Below are 22,192 nucleotides of genomic sequence, written 5' to 3'. Positions count from 1 at the left end.
CCTTTTAAGCGGAAAAGAAAAGTGGCTTATTCAGCCACTTTTCTCCTTAGTGTATGCAATTTGCTATTTCGCGTATTCTACGGCACGAGTTTCGCGGATAACCGTTACCTTGATGTGGCCCGGATAATCCAGCTCGCTCTCGATTTTTTTGGTTATATCACGTGCAAGACGGAAAGCTTCCGTATCATCGATCTTCTCAGGCTGCACCATAACACGAACTTCGCGTCCCGCTTGAATAGCGTACGACTTCTCTACGCCTTCGAACGATTCGGAAATGTCTTCAAGCTTCTCTAGACGCTTGATGTAGGTTTCCAGCGTTTCACGTCGTGCTCCAGGTCGTGCGGCCGACAATGCATCCGCGGCTCCAACGAGCATTGCGATAACGGATGTGGCTTCGCAATCTCCATGGTGAGAAGCAATACTGTTAATGACAATAGGATGCTCCTTGTACTTCTTGGCAATTTCTACGCCAATCTCAACGTGGGAGCCTTCCACTTCGTGGTCTAAAGCTTTACCGATGTCATGCAGGAGACCGGCACGTTTCGCCAATGTCACGTCTTCCCCGAGTTCCCCAGCCATCAAACCGGTTAGATAGGCCACTTCCATTGAATGCTTCAACACATTTTGCCCATAGCTTGTTCTAAATTTCAATCGGCCCAAAATTTTGATCAGGTCCGGGTGCAGTCCGTGAACGCCAGTTTCAAAAGTTGCCTGTTCACCGTATTCACGAATGCGTTCATCCACTTCCTTACGGGACTTCTCGACCATTTCTTCGATCCGGGCAGGATGAATACGTCCGTCTGCAACCAGCTTCTCAAGTGAAGTACGGGCAATCTCCCGTCGAATAGGATCAAAACCGGACAGAATCACTGCTTCAGGTGTATCGTCGATGATAAGATCGATTCCCGTCAATGTTTCCAGTGCACGGATATTTCTTCCTTCGCGACCGATAATGCGCCCTTTCATCTCTTCATTCGGCAGGGAAACGACCGAAACGGTAGTTTCTGCCACATGATCTGCAGCGCATCTCTGGATAGCAAGCGTAATAATTTCGCGAGCCTTCTTGTCGCCTTCTTCTTTAGCCTGTTGTTCAATCTCTTTAATTAATTGAGCTGTTTCATGACGAACTTCCTGCTCAACATTCGTAAGGATGATGTTCTTGGCATCGTCCATCGTGAGCGCTGAGATTCGTTCCAGCTCCGCAACTTGATTTTTATAAATCTCATCAATTTGCGATTGTGTTTCTTCGATTCTTTTCTCTTTGTTGGCGACCTGCTCTTCTTTTTTCTCCAGAGATTCTAATTTTTTATCCAGCGACTCCTCTTTTTGCAACAATCGTCTCTCTAATCGTTGAGTTTCATTTCGACGATCACGAATGTCCTTTTCAGCTTCGGATCTGAGCTTGTGAATCTCATCCTTAGCTTCCAGAACCGCTTCTTTCTTAAGTGCCTCCGCTTCTTTCTTCGCATTTTCTTTAATCTGCTCAGCGGCTTGTTCGGCACTAGAAATTTTCGCTTCTGCAATGGACTTGCGGATAATATAACCAATCCCTAAGCAAATCACACCAACAAAGAGGATAATTAAGATCCAGATGGCCGGATTCAGCATCCAGTTCACCTCCTCGTTGTTTCTCCAAGGGGTAAGCTTGGGACAGTATGGTTTTTAATCCGTTTCACAAACGTAAGATAAAGTAAAAATTGGCGATTTTACTTTGAGACTCTTCCCGGGCGAAGTACAGCAGGAAGATTCTGTGTATAAAATTATACATGATTATTTTATCTTTTGTCGAAGAAGCTTGTCAAGGTGTCCAAGGCAGAAATGATTCATTGAACCCTGAAGTACATTCATCCATTGCAGGTATATCAAGCCGTTTGAGTCCGATAATGTCATTAATAGTCTTCAAATTCTCCAACACCAAATTCCAATTCATCGGCATTCGCAGCTCCAAATGCCTTGACCAGGTCTCGCATCACTCTCGATACCAGACTTGATGAATAGCCTCTTCTCGCCAAAAACCCCATAGCCTTGCGCCTGGCTTTCAATGAATCCTCCGCAAATTCTATGCGATATTTTTTATAGGCGAGATCAAAAGCGTGGCGATACTCTGTCTCTTCATCAACCTGGCCGAGCGCATGCACAATATGCTCCGGCTGGAGACCCTTATGCTGCAGCTCTTGCTTGACCCAATTGCGCCCCTTCTTCTGGGACCGAATCCGCTGCATCGTGAGCTGCTCGGCGAACAATCCGTCGTCAACATACCGTTCCTGCCTGAGCCTTTCAATAGTGATCGTTCTAATCGCAGGTTCATATCCTTTTTGCTTAAGACGTGCTGCAAGCTCATGCTCGGAACGAAGACGGGACGATAAGAGCCGAATGGCGTAAAGATAGGCTTGCTGCTTCTCTTGGGCATACAGTATCGCCTTGAACTCCTCGACACTGATAACCGAGCCCTTGACAAGCCTATACTTAATCAATATATCCTCATGAACCGAGAACGTATACTGTTCATCGATATACAGGTTATATCTGTCCTTGACCCGTTTTTGCCGCTCTACCTTGGTAATCGTCCCGCTGTGCATCCCTTCTTCGGTTTCTTTATCCAATCCTAAACACCTCAAACATAAAATAACCTCATAAAGCGGGAACCTCGAACCGAAGCTGATTCAGGTACTTTATGGGGAAGCATAAAATTGATAAATGCTAACATGTTAAGAAATAGAAACCTCTATTCTGGACCTTTTGTAGCTGTTCCTATATGGTAGAAAAGGCACCTTATACTTGAAGTAAAGGTGCCTTGCACTATAGTCACTCCGATTTATTCTTCAAATGCCAGCAGATCGTCCTCTTCCTCGTCTTGATCATGAAGATCAGAACCGTTGGCAATGATCAGATTGCTGTTCTCGCGAATCTTCTTCTCGATGATATCAGCAATTTGCGGATTTTCTTTCAGGAATTGCTTAGCATTCTCACGGCCCTGACCGAGTCGATCGTTGTTGAAAGAATACCATGCGCCGCTCTTCTGGATAATGTCCATTTCGCTTCCGATATCAATAATGCTGCCTTCTTTGGAAATGCCCTCTCCGTACATAATATCAATATCCGCTTGCTTGAATGGAGGTGCCACTTTATTCTTAACGACTTTAATCCGGGTACGGTTACCCACCATGTCGTTGCCTTGCTTGATTGTCTCTACGCGGCGAACATCCAGCCGAATTGTGGAATAGAACTTCAATGCGCGTCCGCCCGGCGTTGTTTCCGGATTTCCGAACATTACCCCTACCTTTTCACGAAGCTGGTTAATGAAGATGGCAATAACCTTGGATTTGTTAATAGCACCCGACAGCTTACGCAATGCCTGAGACATAAGTCTTGCCTGCAAACCGACATGGGAATCTCCCATCTCGCCTTCGATCTCTGCCTTCGGCACCAGTGCTGCAACGGAGTCGATGACGATAATATCGACAGCGCCGCTTCGAACGAGAGCTTCGGCGATTTCCAACGCTTGCTCTCCCGTATCCGGCTGTGACAGGAGTAAATCATCGATATTGATTCCCAGCTTGCTTGCATACAGTGGATCCAACGCGTGCTCCGCATCGATGAAGGCAGCTTGTCCGCCGGCCTTTTGCACTTCAGCAATCGCATGAAGGGCTACTGTCGTTTTACCGGAGGATTCCGGTCCGTATACTTCTATAATTCTACCGCGCGGAAAGCCGCCGATACCAAGGGCGATATCGAGAGCCAACGAACCGCTTGGGATAGTTTCAACTTGCATATGGGTGGATTCACCCAGTTTCATGATAGAGCCTTTACCAAACTGCTTTTCGATTTGACGGAGTGCATTCTCCAATGCTGCGCGACGATCTGACACAATGGTCACTTCCTTTTCTCTCTTATAATTACTTCCATGATAACTTGTTTTCACTCTATTGCCAAGCATTTTTTGCGAACATACATTCGATTGATAGTCAAAATAAAAACCGCAACAAGATATATGCATTGTTACGGTTCTTCCGTTAAACCTATTATATTACAACTTACGAATAAATTACAAGCACTATTTTTATAATCATCCCGAAGCTTTTATAGAAGCTTCCACAGCTGATACAGCGCGCTTTTGGCTGCGCGAAGCTTAATCAATTCGCGGTTTCCTGCAAGCTGAAGCTGCTTAATGACGGTCTCTCCCCGCTTTTGCGCAACGCCAATATAAACGAGGCCAACCGGCTTGCCTTCGGACTCTCCCGGACCCGCTACTCCCGTAATGGCAATGGCATAATCCGTATCCGACTGCTTAAGCAGGTTTTCGGCCAATAGCCGGGCCGTAACATCGCTGATCGCCCCGGGTGCGCCCGTTCCTTCCAGAACGTCCAGAGGGACGCTCAGGAGCCTGTTCTTCCACTCGTTGGTGTAAACGACTATGCCGCCCTGAAACACCGCAGAACTGCCCGGAACAGCCGTTAGAAGATCGCTGACGAGTCCGCCCGTGCAGCTTTCCGCAACGGCCAATTTCAGCTGTTTATTCTGCATAAGGCGAATGATCTCTTCTTCGAGGGGGATATCCTCGTTAGAATAAATATACTGACCTAATCTGCTTCGAATTTCTGATTCAACGGGTGCCAATGCTTTCTCCGCCTCCGCCTCGGATGAGGCTCTTGTCGTCAAGCGAACCGCCACTTCACCTTCCTTGGCATAGGTGGCAATGGTCGGATCCGTTTGGTCCTGAATCAAGTCGATCAGTTCATGCTCCAGCAGCGATTCGCCAATGCCCGCAAATTTAAGCATTCGCGAATATAACGGCCGAACCTCCCCCATCTTGGCGGAAATCCAAACAGACGCATAGCGTTCAAACATGGGTTTCATTTCTTTCGGCGGGCCGGGTAAAAGAATAAAATGCGTCTGTTCGTGAGTCAGAGCCACACCGACCGCCATACCAGTATCGTTAGGAAGCGGATCGCTGCCTTCAAGCATCAAGGCCTGGCGCCTGTTGCTCTCTACCATATGGGCGCCGCGATTTCGGAAGAACGCCTCGATCTTGTCCATCGACGGTTGGTGGATATGTAATTTCTGTCCTGTATAAGCCGCTAACACGTCCTTTGTCAAATCATCCTGCGTCGGACCTAATCCGCCGGTACAAATGACCAGATCAGCTCGGCTGGAGGCGATTCGAATCGCTTCAGTCAAACGGCTCTCGTTGTCTCCTACAACCGTTTGAAAATAGACGCTTACGCCAAGATCAGCACATGCGCGGGACAAAAATTGGGCATTCGTATTAACGATCTGCCCGAGCAGCAATTCGGTTCCTACGGCAATGATTTCCGCTTTCATAGCAACAACTCCTCATAATAAAAATAACCCCACAAAGTGGGGCCTTGGATGCGAGGCGGATTCAGGTACTTTGCGGGGCGCCCTGAAATTTATATATAAGCAATAACGTGAAATAAAAAACAATAGGATACTCCTACTGTCTCTTATTCGTTAAAGTTTAAAACATGTTTATTTTTGATAAAGTAATCAAAGCCGGAGTAAAGGGTAATAATGGCAGCAACCCAGCTCGCCAGCGTATCAAAACGGAAATTGATAAATGCGAACGGAAAATTATTGATGAGCAAGGCGATAATCGCCGTAATTTGCGTCGCCGTTTTCCATTTTCCCCACTTGCTTGCCGCAATGACATGACCTTCTAGCAGCGCAATCTGCCGCAATCCGGTAACTGCGAATTCACGGCTAATAATGACAATAGCAATCCAAGCCCCTACTTTGCCCATCTCCACGAGAGAGATGAGCACTGCAGAAACCAATAATTTATCCGCAAGCGGATCAAGCAGTTTCCCCAGATTCGTCACTAATTTACGTTTGCGCGCAATATAACCGTCCAAGCTATCGGTGCTTGCCGCAACAATAAAAATAAGAGCCGCAATAATCTGGTTATAGGTGATGACGAATTGTTCTATTCGGATATGAGGAAACTTCACGTTCACCAATAAAAAAAACATGATGATGGGGACTAAAAAGATCCTCGCCAAAGTGATTTTATTGGCCAGGTTCATGCCACAACCTCCCCGGATAGATCAAACTCGAATGAGTGGGTAATACGAACCTTGGCAACTTCGCCAATTTTCAGCTGCGAACCGGTGACGAACACTTCCCCGTCAATTTCGGGCGCATCATATTGTGAGCGGCCTACATATACATCGCTGCGGCCGTCGTATTTCTCAATTAATACATCGACGATCTGACCAATCCGGCTGCCGTTACGATGATTCGAGATTTCCCGCTGAATCTCCATCAATGTATTGGCACGGAATTCCTTCACGTCATCCGGAATTTGATCCGGCAGGCGGGAAGCCGGCGTATCTTGCTCTTGCGAATAAGCGAATACACCAAGACGGTCGAATTCGACGTCCTTAATAAAGGATTTCAGATTCTCAAAGTCCTGCTCAGTCTCGCCAGGGAAGCCTACAATCAGCGAGGTTCTGAGAGAAACGTTCGGGATACGCTCGCGGATCTTTGCAATCAAGGCTCTGGCATCCTGCTGTCTGCCTGGTCTTCTCATCCGTTTCAGAATGCTGTCTTCACTGTGCTGCAGCGGCATATCGACGTATTTGCACACTTTAGGGTTGTTGGCAATAGTATCAATCAATTCATCCGTGAAAAATCCCGGATACGCATAATGGAGACGTACCCACTCAATGCCAGCGACTTCACTCACTTTATTCAAAAGAGCAGGCAGCATAAAGCCATCGTACAGGTCTGTGCCGTAATTCGTGGAGTCCTGTGCAATGAGACTGATTTCTTTGACACCCTGCGAAGCCAGCTGTTCAACCTCAGCAATAATCGATTCTATGCTGCGGCTGCGGAATTTACCCCGCATGATCGGAATGCTGCAGAAGGTACAGGCGTTATCGCAGCCCTCGGCAATTTTCACATAAGCGGTATAACGAGGCGTGGTTACTCTTCTAGGCAGAGAAGCCTCGTAGTTGAATACAGGGTTTCCTATCAAAATCGGTTTTTTGCCGGCCAATGCCTCATCCACAATATCATTGATCTTATGGAAATCCCCGGTACCGACAATACCGTCAATCTCCGGCATTTCCTTCATCAGCTCTTCCTTGTATCTTTGGGTTAAACACCCGGATACGATCAGAGCCTTCAGATTCGCTGTTTGTTTCAGATCAGCCATATCCAAAATCGTATTAACCGACTCTTCCTTGGCCGCATCAATAAAACCGCATGTATTGACAATGATCACGGTTGCTTCTTCTTTATCGTCAACGAGCTCGTAGCCACGTCCATGAATTAAACCTGACATGATCTCGGAATCAACGAGATTCTTCTCGCATCCGAGCGTAACTACCTTCACTTTCTCTGTCATGTAATATCCTCCAATGTTCAAGCCTTACTATATTAGTTTCAAGTATAATACATGGCAATGAAGCGTGTCAAAAGAGAAGCCTTGCCACTAAAGGCTCTCGACATCATAATTAGCTCACGGTAGCTTTACCGGAAATTCATGAATTGAAGCTCGAGCGGCAAGTCCGCTTTGCGAAGCAGCTGAATAATTTGTTGGAGATCATCCTTGCTCTTGCCGGTAACCCGAATTTGATCACCTTGAATCTGGCTTTTTACCTTAAGCTTGGAATCGCGGATCAGAATGTTAATTTTCTTGGCGTTATCTTGATCGATGCCTTGCTTCAGCTTGATTTTTTGGCGCACGGTTGCTGCGGATGCACCTTCAATCTTACCGTATTCGAGGTTCTTTAAGGAGATTCCGCGCTTAGCCATTTTGGAATGCAATATATCCAGTACGTTTTGCAGCTTAAATTCATCGTCCGATACGACGACCAGCTCTTCTTTTTCGAGAGATATTTTACTTTTGCTGTTTTTAAAGTCAAAGCGGTTGGCAATCTCCTTCTCCGCTTGGTTAATGGCATTGTTCAATTCCTGCATATCCATTTTGGATACGATATCGAATGAACTTTCACTGCTCATGTACGACACACCCTTCTTTATCCTATATTTTCCCTATATCGAAGAATAACATAAAAAGACACCTTCGGCTATCGCTTCCGTGGTGTCTTGATCGGCATTTCCTAACCTTACCCCAGCATAACCTTAATTCACGAAACGTAAACAGAAGCTACATTTTAACTAGATCAAGCTGGATTCTTTTGGCGTTCGGCGCATCCCCCAAAGCAATGGAAGTTCCGTTTACCGTTAGCTCCACGGCATTAGCTCTTCCAAATACTAGAAACGCAGAGCTGTCCAAATCCCACTTAGGGTTATTTCCATTTTTGTAGGTGCCTTCATCTATTGTTTTTTTGGGCTGTCCGAGCGAATCCACTTGTACCCAGCAAGCCTCCCCGGTTACTTTCATGTCGATATTCAGCTTTTCTGTATTGGAAACCGAGTAATAATCGATGCCTCCTTGGCTTTTCACCAATTTCACTTCTACGGCTGGAGCCGGTGGCGGAGTCGGCGTCGGAGTTACCGTTGCCGCTGCTTTATTATCGTTTAACGTGATTCCGTACGTATCATTGCTCACTGTAGGAGCTGGAACACTTTTATCCGTAACCCGGCTCGGCTCGCTATTAGGATTCGCTTCATTCTGGCCGCTATTGTAGTTCATATTGAGATAGTAGTAAATAATCCCAAGAATGAGCACAACGAAGGAAACCATCATCGCAGTAGATGCATACTTCCCGATTCTCTCCGTATTTCTCGTGGTTCTCTTTGCCCGAATCGGCTCAACATGCTCAGGCTCAGGAGTCGGAATTACATTCTGGTACATGCGGAGAACCTCATTTGGGTCCATGCCTACCGCTTCAGCATAGCTTTTTATAAAAGCTCTGACATAAAAGTTGCCAGGCAGCACTTTATAGTTTCCTTCTTCGATCGCTTCCAAATACCGCTTTCGAATTTTCGTCGTTTCTTCAAGCTGCTCAAGAGAAATCTTCTTCTCCATTCTCGCTTTTCGGAGCAGCTGTCCAAGATCTGACATGTCTTCACCCCTCTTCTGTAAATGTCCTTAGTTGCAAATAAGCTTAGTACTCGTCAAATCCGGTTGTAAAGCTCTCATAGGATATTTCTTCATCCGGCGTATTTCGAAGCTCGATAATATAATTGAAATCATCATAGGTATACTCGGATTCCCGAATGAATATATCCGGATGCTCAATGACTTTGGTCGATGGCATGCTCATTATTTCTTGCAAAAGCATATGATGCTTTTCATTAGAACGCAATGTAGAAACAATACCATCGATAATAAACACGTTATTCGTGTTCATTTCGTCTTCGGATAATTGGCTTCTTACCGTTTGACGCAGCAGCGTGGACGATACGAAGGTCCATCGCTTGTTAGAACACACGCTTCCGGCAATGATGGATTCCGTCTTGCCGACGCGAGGCATCCCTCTAAGACCTACAACCTGATTTCCTTCCTGCTTGAAAATTTCGCCCAGGAAATCAACTAGCAAACCAAGCTCGTCACGAGTAAAGCGGAAGGTCTTCCGATCATCGGAATCCCTTTCAATATAACGTCCGTGTCTTACGGCCAGTATATCAACAAGCTTCGGCTCCCTTAATGCCGTTACAGTTATATTATCCACTTTTTTCAACATTTTACCCATTAAGGCAATTTTTTCATCATCATTAGTTTGAAGAAGCATGCCGCGCGTACGATCTTCCACACCGTTAATGGTTACAATATTTATGTCCAGCATCCCCATCAAGGAGGCAACATCGCCCAACAAGCCGGGACGGTTTTTGAAAATTCGATATTCCATGTACCATTGTTTCATTTCCATTTGTTTACACCTCTAACCGATGTCAAGAGACCATCTATTCATATTTTGTAACATCTTACGAAAATATTCTACAAATTTCGCATAATTCCTTCTGCATCAAGCAAAAAGTTTACTACGGCTTTGTTACCTGCACTTCTTGCTGGGTAAAAGGGGCAATTCCCGCTTTCCATTGCTTGGATTGCATCTGAGCCAAAACAGCTTGAAGAACGGCATCCCAATTCACATCGATGGAGGTGGAGGCCATATTGATGATGGGGACCTGTAAATTTTTCATACGCTGCAATACACTAGCCTCTAAAGGAGAATATACGGCAAGCCAATCCGGACCATGCTGCTTTACTTGAAGCTGAAATTGAGGATACCAGCCTTCTGCGTCGGACAGGGATATTCGCTCTGCTTCTTCCGAAGGGGCCCAGGCCGATGGGATAGGATTCGTGGAAACCGTCACCCATTCAAATGATTTGCCTATGGCCTGCTGCTGCCTGACCCATTCGCCCCATTGAGTTTCCATAAAGCCGGGTCCTGTCTGTTTCCATTGGATGTTGGAGGCCGAAACCTCCGCTTGGGATTGACTTATGGAATCATCGATAAAGATCCACTTTTTGTCGGGAATTGTCGATGCAAAAGACTGGAGCTGCCGATTCAATTCATTACCGGCCACTATTATGTAATCATAAGGTACCGTTTGTATTTTCCGGGACTGATCTTCCGAAATACCCGTTACATCCGAGATCCATTCAAAGGCGACGTTTTGTGTATCTCGCCAGGATAATAATGTTTTGGAGAACGCGGTTTTGGCAGGCTCTTTTAAGTTTGGCGCCGTTATGACCAGCACCGACACTTTATTTTGAAGAACTGCCGGATCAATTGCGGGGATGTTTTTGCCGCAGCCACTTATAATAAGGAATGTGCATATAAGAATTGTTATGCCTTTTGCCCATCTCAGAATACTCAAAACTAACCTTGCCGCCTTTCTGCAACATACTTTAATTAAGTATATCATGAATAGCACGGAAAAGCCTCCCATGAAGGAGGCCGCTAAAAAATCATTTTATTTATTAACAAGCTTTACCATCAGGCGAGCCATTGTCTTGCGCTCCGTCTCATCAGCTACATCCCAAAGATCCTTCAATACTCTTTCTTCATTGTTTTCCGGATCAATTTTATCAGCCAAAAATTCACCGATTTGGAATGCAATCTTGCTGATCGTTTCGTCGCTCATACCGGATTTTTGCGCTTGGTCTACGCGCTCGCCCAAAAATTCCTTCCAACGTTCAAAAACCTTCAACGCTGTTGCCATTTGAAATAGCCTCCTTTAAGTAAAAGTATCACTACGACTACTAATGTTCGCAAAAGGAGGTCTAAATATTCAGCAATCAGGTCAGCCAGCCGCCATTAGGGCTTATGATTTGTCCGGTAATATACCCTGATTCCGGAAGCGCCAAAAAATATACCAATGAAGCGATCTCATCTGGCTGCGCAAAGCGTCCTACCGGGATTTCATTCTCTAAAGCCGCTTTCTCGTCCATATCGAAATTGGCCATCATCATCGTATCTACCGCACCAGGAGCAACGGCATTAACGGTTACACCCGAAGGAGCGAGTTCTTTGGCTAATGCCTTCGTGAAAGCATTTATGCCTCCTTTAGCGGTAGAATAGATCACTTCACAGGATGCACCCGAAATCCCCCATATGGAGGATACATTGATTATTCTTCCATATTTTTGGCTTATCATCGGTTTCATGAACTGCTGAGTTGCCAAAAATACGCCCTTCAAATTGATGTCCATCACTTCATCCCACATCTCTTCCGTAACATCGGACAAAAGACCGTAGTGGGAGATCCCTGCGTTATTGACCAAAATATCCGGCATCATGTTATGATGCTCCAGTTTTTCCTGCAAGCGCAATATTTGCTCTCTGCTTCGTAAATCGGCAGCTGCTGTAAGCACCTTGGCGCCGTGCTTCATGCAGCTGCGGGCTGTTTCGTTGGCAGCCTCATGAGACTGTAAATAATGAATGACGACATTCATTCCAACGGAAGAAAACCGTTCAGCAATAGCCGCCCCAATCCCTCTGCTGGCACCCGTAACAAGTACGGTCTGTTCGGTAAAGGGGCGAGGTGATGTACTCAATGTTGTTCGCTTCTTACGATGGAAACCGCCAATTGATTCCAGTCAAAATGCTGCCGCAGCCTATCATTCACTTGGGCTAACGTCAATTGCTCATAAGCCGGCAATATGTCAAAAAGATCAATTCCTTTGAACCGGTATTTCGTAAATTCATTGGCGATCGCCTCAGGTGAGTTGAGCAGCCTCATGAAACCGCCAATTTTTTTCTTGCGGCTTCTCTCGAAGCTTGCCTCCGGAATTCCCGTCGTCTTAACCTTATCGATCTCCTCTTGAACTCTTGCAATAAGACGGTCAGGGTCCTTCGTATCACCGCCGATGACTGTAAAGGCGTAGTTTTCGCCTATGTTATATTCGCTTCCAAAGTTATCGGAAATCAGCTGCTCGTCATACAGCTTTTGATAAATGTCGGAGCTAGGGCTTAACAGGACGTCCAACAGGATCTTCATCGAAAGCTCGCGCTCAAGCAGCTCCTTGCCCGCGGCGGTCTGTTCAGGCTCCTTGCAGCCGAACAAGCATTTGGGAAGCGATACAGGCAGAACCGTAACCTTCTCCTTTTGCCTTACCGACGATGGCTCGTTCTCAAAAAAGCGTTCGATTTTCCCTTGCGGCTTATAATCCTTGCCTGCCTGATTATTGCGGATCAGCTCCATAATTTCCTCCGGCTTGATCCCGCCGACGACAAACAGACTCATATTGCTCGGATGATAGAACGTATAGTAGCAATCGTACAGCAGCTCTTTGGTTATATGAGAAATGGATTCAACTGTTCCTGCAATGTCAATATGAACAGGATGCTTGTGGTACATCGCTTCGATCAAGCCAAAATAGGATCGCCAATCCGGATTATCCTCATACATTTTAATTTCCTGGCCGATGATTCCTTTTTCCTTCTCCACATTCTCATCCGTAAAGTATGGATGTTGCACAAAGTCGATTAATGTGGAGATATTTTCACGAATATGCTCCGTCGCCGAAAACAAATAAGCGGTTTTATCGAAGCTTGTAAAGGCGTTGGCGGATGCGCCGTTAGAAGCGAACACTGCAAATATATCCCCGGTAGGCTCCTCAAACATCTTATGCTCCAAAAAATGCGCGATGCCGTCAGGAACCCGCTTCTCCTCTCCGCCCAACACCTTAAAGTGATTATCGATGGAGCCATATTTAGTGGAGAAAGTAGCATAAGTCTTCTGAAAGCCTTCCTTCGGCAGAAGAAATACCGACAATCCGTTAGGAAGCTGCTCTACATATAATGTTTCATTCACATGAGGATAAGGAATTGCCTTCATGCTTATTCTCCTCCCTTCCGGTCTCGCAAAAAGTAAATCGTATCGAGCTTGACCTGATTGGCCACCTCTTGAATATCTTGTTTATCCACTGACAGCACATCCTGGATTAAAGATGGCACTGATCTCTCTACGCCCGATAATATATTGTTAAAATCAAACGCAATTAACTCGAAAGCAGAATCCTGCATTTCTCGCAAATGCCCGGTGATCATGGCCCTGGTCTGCTGAAGCTCCGTCTCGCTAATATCCCCTTTGGCCATTGCCTCCAGCTGCTGACGAATGATCGAAACGGCTTTTTCATAATTTTGAATTTCGATCCCCGATTGAATCGTAAGGATTCCTTTATGACCGTCCAGCCGCGAGGATGCGTAATAGGCAAGACTCGCTTTTTCCCGCACATTCGTAAATAGCTTGGAGTGAGGATAACCGCCCAAAATACCGTTATACATCAACATAGTCGGGTATGTAGAATCCGCATAAGTGGTGTAGGCTCTTAAGCCCATATTGAGCTTTCCTTGGTTCACATCGAGCCGTTCAACGACTTCCTTCACCTGCTCCACCTGGCGATGGCCCGGCTTGTTCGCATAGCTGCCGGTTTGAGTCCGGTCTACCGCGAAGCTTTGCTCAATCAGCGGCAGAACCTCCTGCAAATTCGTTTTACCCACTACATAAATATCTATAACCGAGTTTCTCAGCCACTGCTGGTAATAGGCGTATAACGATTCAGGATTCAGACCCGCCAGCTGTTCGATGCTGCCAAGCGGATGCAACCGGTAAGGCTCCTGGCTGCACATTTCAGCAATACAACGCTCTGCTGCGTATTTTATTTTGTCATTAACGATAGCTTCGATTCTTTTTTGCAGTGTGACTTTCTCCGAATCGACATATTTGCTGACGAACCGGCCGTTCTCAAGCGCAGGCTTAGTAAGGGACTCACCGAGAAACTGAATCCCATTCTTCAATAACGATTCCGGGCTGCTCACATAATGATCCTGAATTACATCCATACGGAATTGAACCATCTGGTAATCCCCGCGCTTGTAAATATCAAATCCGAAGCCCGCCCCGTACAGATCATCCAATCGTTCACGGAATTGTTTGGTTTCCGGATAAGCTTGGGTACCGCGGCGCAGTACAAAGGGAGTAAAGGCCGTCGGGGTCACAGATTGCTCCTCCAGTGGAGTTCCGATATATACCGATAAAGCGTAGGTTTTGAACTGTTCTGTAGGCAGCACATGCACGCGAATATTCCTTATGGTGCCACGCTCAAATTGAATGTTTTTCAACGGGACATTGCTCCTTTCGTTGGCTTTATACCATTATATTCCTTCATAAACAGAAGAAGCAACCACAAGGGTTACTTCTTGCAATCCATCACATGCAAAAGATATGCTTGCCGATTTGCTTGACTTGCGGACGGGTCCATATCCATTTGGAGGTTGCTGTTTCCGGGTTAAAATAATATATGCATCCGCCGCTCGGATCATTTCCGTTTAAAGCGTCTCTGACGGCTTTTTTCGCCGTTTCGTTAGGCGTCAGCCAGATTTGACCATCGGCTACCGCCGTAAAAGCACCCGGCTGAAAAATAACTCCTGAGACGGTATTCGGAAAGCTAGGCGATTTCACACGGTTCAGGATGACGGCCGCAACAGCCACTTGACCTATGTAGGGTTCGCCTCTCGACTCGCCGTACACGGCGTTTGCCATCAAATTCAGGTCCTGCTCGGACAAGCCCAGGTGATTAGTAGCCGGCAAATTCGCGTTCTCCCCCCCGCCTTCGCTTGTACCTGCTCCTGCATTACCTGTTTGGCTGGATGGAGGGAGCTCCTCCGCCGTAGGGCGATAGTGCTTGGTTGCTTCCCACAGCTTCAATTTGGTTTTGGAGCCAGCAATTCCGTCAACATTCAATCCGAACTCCGATTGGAACCATTTCAGAGACCGCAAGGTGTTGTACCCAAAATCACCATCCACAGCTCCGTTATAAAATCCTAGCAGCTTGAGTCTCCCTTGAAGCTCATAAACATCTTTGCCAGTAGCTCCATAGTGAATATCGGTTTTACTGAACGTTTGCTTGACCTCAAGCCGGTGCTTGACTTGATAGCCTGCAAACAAAACAAAAACCAAGCAGAACGTAATAAAAACAAGACGTTTGTTCATCAACTACTCACCTTTCCCACATTCATTTTGGCAACCTTTTTAAGGTTATTATGAGAAAGGAAGTAAGCTTCTATTCAGATAAAACAGGAAAGTAATGGGATGAACGCAAAGGAAAAGAGCATGCCTGAAATGGCACGCTCTCTTTAGATTCTTATGACGAAAGACGGCTTTGGTACTGCTCCAGAGATACGAGCACTTCCCTTGGCTTGCTGCCCTCATAGGGACCGACAATGCCTTTGGCCTCCATGGAATCGATCAACCGGGCCGCCCGGGTATACCCCACTCTCATACGCCGCTGAAGCAACGATACAGAGGCCTGCTTCGCTTCCAGTATGATTTGCACAGCTTGATCGTACAGCTCGTCTTCCATCTGATCAGGCACTTCCGACTGCTCCTCAACCTGTGGTACCATATCCTCCACATAATTGGCCTGACCTTGGGTTCTGACAAAGTTAACGACGGCCTCTACTTCGCTATCCGATAAGAACGCTCCTTGTACCCGTACAGGCTTGGAAGCCCCCATCGGCAGGTAGAGCATATCACCCCGGCCGAGCAATTTCTCCGCCCCCGCCATATCAAGTATCGTTCGGGAATCGACTTGTGAGGATACCCCGAAGGCAATCCGGGAAGGAATATTGGCCTTGATGACACCTGTAATGACGTCGACGGATGGTCTTTGCGTAGCAATAATCAAGTGAATTCCTGCCGCACGCGCCATTTGCGCCAATCGGCATATCGCATCCTCGACATCATTGGCCGCTACCATCATGAGGTCCGCCAACTCGTCGACAATAACAACGATATAAGGCAGTGGAGCGCCTGTCTGGGTCTCTATAAGCATATTGTTATAGCCCTCGATATTTCGCGTACCGCTCTTGGAGAAAAGCTCGTAGCGTTTTTCCATCTCAACGACGACTTTCTTCAATGCCAGTGAGGCCCGGCGCGGATCCGTAACAACCGGAGCCAGCAGATGCGGGATTCCGTTGTACACGTTTAGCTCAACCATCTTAGGGTCAATCATGAGAAATTTCACTTCATCCGGCTTGGCTTTATACAAAATACTGGTAATGATTCCGTTAATACAAACGGATTTACCTGAACCGGTTGCACCTGCCACGAGCATGTGCGGCATGCGGGCCAGATTGCCGACGATCGGCTGACCGGAGATATCCCGCCCAAAAGTAATGGACAGCTTCGAGCTGGACTCCTGAAAGGCCGTTGTCTCCATAACCTCTCTCATGGTTACGATCGATACTTCCGTATTAGGTACCTCGATCCCTATAGCGGATTTCCCTGGGATAGGTGCTTCCATCCGGATATCCTTGGCTGCCAGGGCCAACGCGATATCGTCGGTCAAGCCCACGATGCGGCTTACCTTGACGCCCACATCCGGCTGAATTTCATACCGGGTTACGGAAGGACCTCTAACCACCTCAAGCACCTTGGCTCTTACGCCAAAGCTTTCGAGAGTTGCTTCCAGCTTGCGGGCTACCGCCTTGTAATCCAGCGATTCCGCTCCCTTGGAAAGATTAGGCTTGGCTAACAGCTGGAAGGACGGAAGCTCATACGGAACCTCCAAAGGCTTATTATGAATATCAAAATCTTCCGGAGCCGGAACATCATCATCCGATGCACCCGGTTCCTGCTTCGTCTTGGCAGCTGCCGGAGCCGCTTGAGGCGGTTCATTCTCAGGCTGTAGAGCCTCTTGCTTCACATGCTCCTGGAAGTCGCGTATGACAGGAATAAACGGCTCTTGCTCGGGTTCGTCCAATTCATCCCCGCCGTGATAAACCACTTGCTCTTTTTTAGTCTTCACAGACTCTCTGTCCTGCTCCGTCTCTTCCAAGTCCTCTTCATGGCCGTTTAATTGCTGCTCAACCGGCTCCGATTTGGACTTAGGCTGTATCAGATCAAAGAATAAGGAGCGTTTCTTACCGCTCTTCTTCTCTTTGCGCTCCGGCTTCAAAGTCTCCTCGTCAAACTCGTTATCCTCCGGAATGTACGGGATGACGGCGGCCTTTTTCTTAACAGCTGCCGGGGCAGGCTTATGCTTGCGGGCTGATAATTTCTGTAATATGTATTGTCCAAGCAGCGTGTCCTCGAACTTCCGGCGGCCCTTGACCTTCTGAATGATGTCGCCGATGGACAATCGGGTTACCAGCAGAATCCCTATCAGGATCATCATGTATTGGATCAGCTTTGCTCCCAAATTTGCGAACAAAAAGAATAACAAGCTGTACAGGCTGGCACCAAGGATGCCCCCTCCGACTTCCCTGTCAAGGGCTGCTCGTCCCTTATCTGAGGCCTCCATCGCCGTCATCAGGCTGGACCAGGACTGCGACATAATCATCCCTGCAGTGATTTTCCCCTTCGGGTACATATCGTCAAAGAGCGTGATATGGCTCATAAGGATAAATGCCAAAATAATCAGCAAAATCCCGGCCTTGCGAGTGGTTCTCCATACGGGCCAAGCTCTTTTTACCATCACGTACAATCCAAGATAGATAAACACAAGCGGAATAACAAATTCCATCGATCCGATCAAAAACCGGAACAAATACTTAAACGATCGGGCTACTGGACCTTCTTGGGATATCGCAATGACAGACAGCGTCAAGATGACAATGCCGTACAGCTCATATTTCAAATTCGTTTTCATAACCTTGCTTCTTTTCTTTGGCCTTGCCAACGCGGCTCACCCCCAAGTACAAATTATACCATACTTTGGATAGAACCTTAATATGATGGCAAAAATCAGACCTTGGAACTAGATTTTCGGTTGAAACTCAATTACGCGGCCAGGGGTATACTGCGGATTCAAATAATCCTGCGGATTGCCGCTGATTAACCGGACAATGGTCGCTTGATTGGAGTTGAGAGGCTGAACCTGCATGGTGATCCCGTTCAGAACGATCTCCATAGAGTTATCCTTCAATTCCTCAATGCCTTCCATCACCACATCCAACGGCATTATAGTATAATGGATCATTGCACCATGCCCCCTGTTTGGGCGGTACGCTTCTCTTCAATTCTGCGATTCAATTCACGAATGGCATCGCCGACACCGCCGATCGCGTTGATCAAGCCGTACTTAACCGCATCCGGCCCGATAACGGTGGTTCCAATGTCTCTCGTTAATTCGCCGGTCTTAAACATCAGTTCCTTCAGCTTTTCTTCGGTTATCCTGGAGTGGCTCGTAATGAAACGATTGACCCGCTCCTGCATTTTATCCAAATATTCAAAAGTTTGAGGCACTCCAATAACCAGTCCATTCAATCGGATAGGATGTATGGTCATCGTCGCTGTTTCTGCAATAATAGAATGATTGGAAGAAACTGCGATCGGTACGCCGATCGAATGTCCCCCGCCCAGCACCAGAGTTACGGTCGGCTTAGACAACGTCGATATCATCTCGGCGATAGCAAGACCAGCTTCGACATCCCCGCCAACCGTATTCAAAATGATTAGAACCCCTTCGATTTTCGAGTTCTGTTCTGCTGCAACCAGCTGCGGGATCAGATGCTCATACTTTGTCGTTTTATTTTGCGGCGGAAGCACAATATGTCCCTCTACCTGACCGATGATCGTCATACAAAAAATATTGGAGTCGGTCCCAGGCGTAGCCGTTTGACCTAGCTGCTGAATATTTTCAACCGTCGGATTTTTTCTGGCTTCGTCATTCGGTTGCTGGGGCTGTGTCTCTTGAGTGAAATTGTTCATAAAGGAAATTCCTCCCTAGTCTATGGTCACATCATCTCCCATAGTATGGATCGAGAGGGGAAAAATATGCGGCATTGGCAAAGGAACACCGTAAATAGGACAAGTATCTACAAATGCTTTTCAATGCTAGGCGATCTTAAGGTTTGCTTTAGTACAACTCGGCTTCGACAGCAAAGTTGATTTTATCTCCACATGAATTTTACATCATCGGAATCTGATAAATTCTTTTAGATAAAAAAAGACCACATAGAGAATATCTCTATGCGGTCTCTTTGCAGTGATCGATTGCAAACACCTGTATGAATGAACGGTTTCAAGCTATTGACTGGTGGTTTTTGATCATACTTCCATAATAATTGGAAGGATCATAGGTCTTCTTCTGGTTTGTTCGTACAAAAATCGTCCTAGAGCATCTTTAACATGAGTCTTTAAGGAAGCCCATTCATTTACATTTTCATTCATTAAACGATTCAGTGTGCTTGTTACGATCCGGTTTGCTTCATCCAGCAAGCCTTCCGATTCTCTAACATACACGAAACCTCGGGATATAATATCAGGCCCGGATAAAATGGCACCGTCTTGTTTGCTAAGCGTAACAACTACGACAAGAATACCATCTTGCGAGAGCAGCTTCCGATCGCGAAGAACAATATTCCCAACGTCGCCGACTCCGAGTCCATCGATTAAAATATTCCCCGCCGTTACTTTAGAACCTTTGCGGGCAACACCGTCTTGAATCTCTACCGTTTCACCATTGTCCACGATAAAAATGTCTTCTTTGGCGATACCAACAGACTCGGCCAGAGCGCCGTGTTGACGAAGCATACGGTATTCACCGTGGATCGGAATAAAGTATTTAGGCTTCATGATATTCAGCATGAGCTTTAATTCTTCTTGGCTTCCGTGTCCGGAAACGTGAACTCCTGTAACGGAACCTGGACCATAAATAACATGGGCTCCAATACGCATCAATTCGTCGACGGTTCTGCCGACATAACGTTCGTTGCCCGGGATTGGCGTTGCAGCAATAATAACGGTATCCCCCGGTAAAATATCCACTTTGCGGTGCGTGGATCTCGCCATGCGAGTAAGCGCCGACATCGGTTCTCCTTGGCTGCCTGTAGACAGGATGGCCACGCGATCTGCAGCCAGCTTGTTCACTTCCTCCGGCTCAATCAGCATGCCATCTGGAATACGCAAATAACCAAGCTCATGTGCGATACCTACAACGTTGACCATGCTCCGTCCAATGACGGTTAATTTTCTGCGGGTAGCTTCACAAGCATCAACAACCTGCTGAATTCTGTGAATATTCGAAGCAAAGGTGGCGATGATAACCCTCTGCTTGGCTTTACGGAATACTTCCTCAATTTGAATGCCTACGCTTCTTTCCGAGCCCGTATATCCTGGCCGCTCTGCATTGGTACTATCCGAAAGGAGTGCCAAGACGCCCCTTTTCCCGATAGCCGCCATACTGTGCAAATCAGCATATTGGTCATTAACAGGAGTCTGATCAAATTTAAAGTCTCCTGTATGAACAACGTTCCCCTCCGGGGTTTCAAGACATACACCGACGGAGTCAGGAATACTATGGTTGGTCTTAAAGAATGTAGCGGTAATGGTTCCGAGCTTCAGTTCGCTGTCCGAGTTAATGAGAATTCGTTTGGTTTCACCCAACAAATTCGCTTCTTTAAGCTTTGTTTCGATTAACCCGAGCGTTAGTCTGGTACCGTATACAGGAACATTCAAATGCTTCAGAACGTAAGGCAAGCCGCCAATATGGTCTTCGTGCCCGTGCGTTATAATAATTCCTCTGACTTTCTCACGGTTTTCCGTTAAATACGTGATATCCGGAATGACAATATCAATACCGAGCATGTCCTCCTCAGGGAACTTTAAACCACAATCGACGACCACAATATCATTGGCATACTGAATGACATACATATTTTTTCCGATTTCGCCCACGCCGCCCAGAGCAAAGATCGAAAGCTTATCCATATTTTTCTTTGACAAAGAAATACCTCCTAATTAAAATTGACGACGAATTTTTGTAAGAACCAAAAACCAAAAACCGCACCAGTCACTTGCCACCATTATACATGAAGAAAAACTGTAATTACAAGTTCACCCTTTTTTACTGCCTATTGTTACCTAAAAAAATAAAACCGATGCTAAAAAACGCACCGATTTTCTAAGACATCTCACTCAAATAGCGAAGCAATGAATCGTCCTTCTTCTTCGGTTACATTTATTAACGGTAAACGAACTCCTCCAACTTCAATCCCCTTGCGGTTCAAAGCGAACTTCACAGGAGCCGGGTTTGGTACTCGATGAGGACATGCGAATAATCCTTTGAAAATCGGATGAAGTTTGGCATGGATCTGGCTTGCTTCACGAACATCTCCCTGCAAATAACAGTTTATCATATTCTTCATATCTTTTCCAATCACATGGCTCGCTACGCTGATAATACCGTAAGCGCCAACGGACAGAGCCGGTAGTGTCATGTTATCTTCGCCGCTGTACACAACAAAACCCGGAGCGGCACCATGAGCAATTTGCGTAATCTGGTCGAGATCGGCGCAATCTTTGGTAGCTACAATATTTGGAATATGAGACAACCGGATGGTAGTATCTACATTAATGTTAACGCCGGTTCGACTTGGCACATTATATAGGATACAAGGCAGGGAAACCGCCTCGGCAATAGCTTTGAAATGCTGGAACAATCCTTCCTGAGAAGGTCGGTTATAATAAGGAGCTACCAAGAGCAGCGCATCGACGCCGAGCTTCTCGGCTTCCTTGGATAAATGGATGGAATGAGCCGTGTCGTTGCTTCCTGTACCGGCAATAATTTTGCAGCGTCCCTTAGCATGTTTTACTGTAAATTGAAATAATTGCAGCTTCTCTTCATCGGTCAAGGTTGGCGACTCACCGGTTGTACCATTAATCACCAAGCTGTCGCTTTCCTGTTCTTCAATCAAGTAGTCCATCAGTTTGGCCACCTGATCCCAATCAATTTGCAAATTAGCATCAAATGGCGTTACCATTGCCGTAATTAGTCTACCGAAATCCACTGCGTTTTCCCCCT

20 protein-coding genes are annotated in these 22,192 nt (G+C 46.5%); all 20 read right to left on the bottom strand.

The features are described from left to right. Positions 1 to 63: 63 nt before the first annotated feature. On the bottom strand, positions 64 to 1,608 hold the full coding sequence (gene rny, locus ABEA66_RS29940; RefSeq protein ID WP_377739208.1) for a ribonuclease Y: 1,545 nt from the start codon (positions 1,606 to 1,608) through the stop codon (positions 64 to 66). A 281-nt stretch (positions 1,609 to 1,889) separates the two neighbouring features. Further along, complete coding sequence (locus ABEA66_RS29935; RefSeq protein ID WP_256865327.1) at positions 1,890 to 2,603, bottom strand: RecX family transcriptional regulator; 714 nt, start codon at positions 2,601 to 2,603, stop codon at positions 1,890 to 1,892. A 212-nt stretch (positions 2,604 to 2,815) separates the two neighbouring features. Beyond that, complete coding sequence (gene recA, locus ABEA66_RS29930; RefSeq protein WP_079910196.1) at positions 2,816 to 3,868, bottom strand: recombinase RecA; 1,053 nt, start codon at positions 3,866 to 3,868, stop codon at positions 2,816 to 2,818. Between the two features lie 212 nt (positions 3,869 to 4,080). Next, on the bottom strand, positions 4,081 to 5,322 hold the full coding sequence (locus tag ABEA66_RS29925) for a competence/damage-inducible protein A (RefSeq protein WP_345593379.1): 1,242 nt from the start codon (positions 5,320 to 5,322) through the stop codon (positions 4,081 to 4,083). Between the two features lie 143 nt (positions 5,323 to 5,465). Beyond that, positions 5,466 to 6,044, bottom strand: a complete 579-nt coding sequence (gene pgsA, locus ABEA66_RS29920) for a CDP-diacylglycerol--glycerol-3-phosphate 3-phosphatidyltransferase (RefSeq protein WP_079910198.1) — start codon at positions 6,042 to 6,044, stop codon at positions 5,466 to 5,468. Beyond that, positions 6,041 to 7,369: a 30S ribosomal protein S12 methylthiotransferase RimO gene (gene rimO, locus ABEA66_RS29915; protein ID WP_079910199.1), complete on the bottom strand. Its 1,329-nt coding sequence runs from the start codon at positions 7,367 to 7,369 to the stop codon at positions 6,041 to 6,043. The genes pgsA and rimO overlap by 4 nt, the downstream gene beginning before the upstream one ends. Positions 7,370 to 7,494: 125 nt before the next feature. Beyond that, positions 7,495 to 7,986: a YajQ family cyclic di-GMP-binding protein gene (locus tag ABEA66_RS29910; RefSeq protein ID WP_079910200.1), complete on the bottom strand. Its 492-nt coding sequence runs from the start codon at positions 7,984 to 7,986 to the stop codon at positions 7,495 to 7,497. 148 nt (positions 7,987 to 8,134) lie between these two features. Beyond that, positions 8,135 to 8,995, bottom strand: a complete 861-nt coding sequence (locus tag ABEA66_RS29905; protein WP_079910201.1) for a helix-turn-helix domain-containing protein — start codon at positions 8,993 to 8,995, stop codon at positions 8,135 to 8,137. 43 nt (positions 8,996 to 9,038) lie between these two features. Then, positions 9,039 to 9,803, bottom strand: a complete 765-nt coding sequence (locus tag ABEA66_RS29900; protein ID WP_192705236.1) for a DUF3388 domain-containing protein — start codon at positions 9,801 to 9,803, stop codon at positions 9,039 to 9,041. Positions 9,804 to 9,915: 112 nt separating this feature from the next. Next, on the bottom strand, positions 9,916 to 10,758 hold the full coding sequence (locus ABEA66_RS29895; RefSeq protein ID WP_345593373.1) for a hypothetical protein: 843 nt from the start codon (positions 10,756 to 10,758) through the stop codon (positions 9,916 to 9,918). 96 nt (positions 10,759 to 10,854) lie between these two features. Next, positions 10,855 to 11,103, bottom strand: coding sequence for a DUF3243 domain-containing protein (locus ABEA66_RS29890; protein ID WP_079910204.1), 249 nt, complete (start codon positions 11,101 to 11,103; stop codon positions 10,855 to 10,857). A 76-nt stretch (positions 11,104 to 11,179) separates the two neighbouring features. Continuing rightward, positions 11,180 to 11,938 (bottom strand): elongation factor P 5-aminopentanone reductase, encoded by a 759-nt coding sequence (gene ymfI / locus ABEA66_RS29885; RefSeq protein WP_079910205.1) that lies wholly within the window; start codon positions 11,936 to 11,938, stop codon positions 11,180 to 11,182. Then, positions 11,935 to 13,221 carry an EF-P 5-aminopentanol modification-associated protein YfmH gene (gene yfmH / locus ABEA66_RS29880; RefSeq protein ID WP_079910206.1) on the bottom strand — a complete coding sequence of 429 codons (1,287 nt, stop codon included), beginning with the start codon at positions 13,219 to 13,221 and terminating at the stop codon, positions 11,935 to 11,937. The genes ymfI and yfmH overlap by 4 nt, the downstream gene beginning before the upstream one ends. A 2-nt stretch (positions 13,222 to 13,223) precedes the next feature. Beyond that, a complete protein-coding gene (gene yfmF, locus ABEA66_RS29875; protein ID WP_079910207.1) occupies positions 13,224 to 14,507 on the bottom strand; it encodes an EF-P 5-aminopentanol modification-associated protein YfmF in 1,284 nt (427 codons plus the stop codon). A gap of 88 nt (positions 14,508 to 14,595) precedes the next feature. Next, complete coding sequence (sleB, locus tag ABEA66_RS29870; protein WP_079910208.1) at positions 14,596 to 15,378, bottom strand: spore cortex-lytic enzyme; 783 nt, start codon at positions 15,376 to 15,378, stop codon at positions 14,596 to 14,598. A gap of 151 nt (positions 15,379 to 15,529) precedes the next feature. Then, on the bottom strand, positions 15,530 to 18,067 hold the full coding sequence (locus ABEA66_RS29865; RefSeq protein WP_079910209.1) for an FtsK/SpoIIIE family DNA translocase: 2,538 nt from the start codon (positions 18,065 to 18,067) through the stop codon (positions 15,530 to 15,532). Positions 18,068 to 18,145: 78 nt separating this feature from the next. Beyond that, the gene (locus ABEA66_RS29860) at positions 18,146 to 18,367 is read right to left on the bottom strand and encodes a YlzJ-like family protein (protein WP_079910210.1); all 222 of its coding nucleotides are present in this window, start codon (positions 18,365 to 18,367) and stop codon (positions 18,146 to 18,148) included. Next, the gene (locus ABEA66_RS29855; RefSeq protein WP_345593366.1) at positions 18,364 to 19,098 is read right to left on the bottom strand and encodes a ClpP family protease; all 735 of its coding nucleotides are present in this window, start codon (positions 19,096 to 19,098) and stop codon (positions 18,364 to 18,366) included. The genes ABEA66_RS29860 and ABEA66_RS29855 overlap by 4 nt, the downstream gene beginning before the upstream one ends. Positions 19,099 to 19,437: 339 nt before the next feature. Beyond that, on the bottom strand, positions 19,438 to 21,114 hold the full coding sequence (locus ABEA66_RS29850) for a ribonuclease J (RefSeq protein ID WP_345593364.1): 1,677 nt from the start codon (positions 21,112 to 21,114) through the stop codon (positions 19,438 to 19,440). Between the two features lie 188 nt (positions 21,115 to 21,302). Then, positions 21,303 to 22,178, bottom strand: a complete 876-nt coding sequence (gene dapA, locus ABEA66_RS29845) for a 4-hydroxy-tetrahydrodipicolinate synthase (protein ID WP_079910213.1) — start codon at positions 22,176 to 22,178, stop codon at positions 21,303 to 21,305. Between the last annotated feature and the right edge of the window lie 14 nt (positions 22,179 to 22,192).

This window comes from Paenibacillus vulneris (genome assembly GCF_039543185.1).
Taxonomy (GTDB): Bacteria; Bacillota; Bacilli; order Paenibacillales; family NBRC-103111; genus Paenibacillus_S; species Paenibacillus_S vulneris.
Note: the sequence above shows the minus strand (reverse complement) of the source record. Positions and strands in the feature narration are given on the sequence as shown.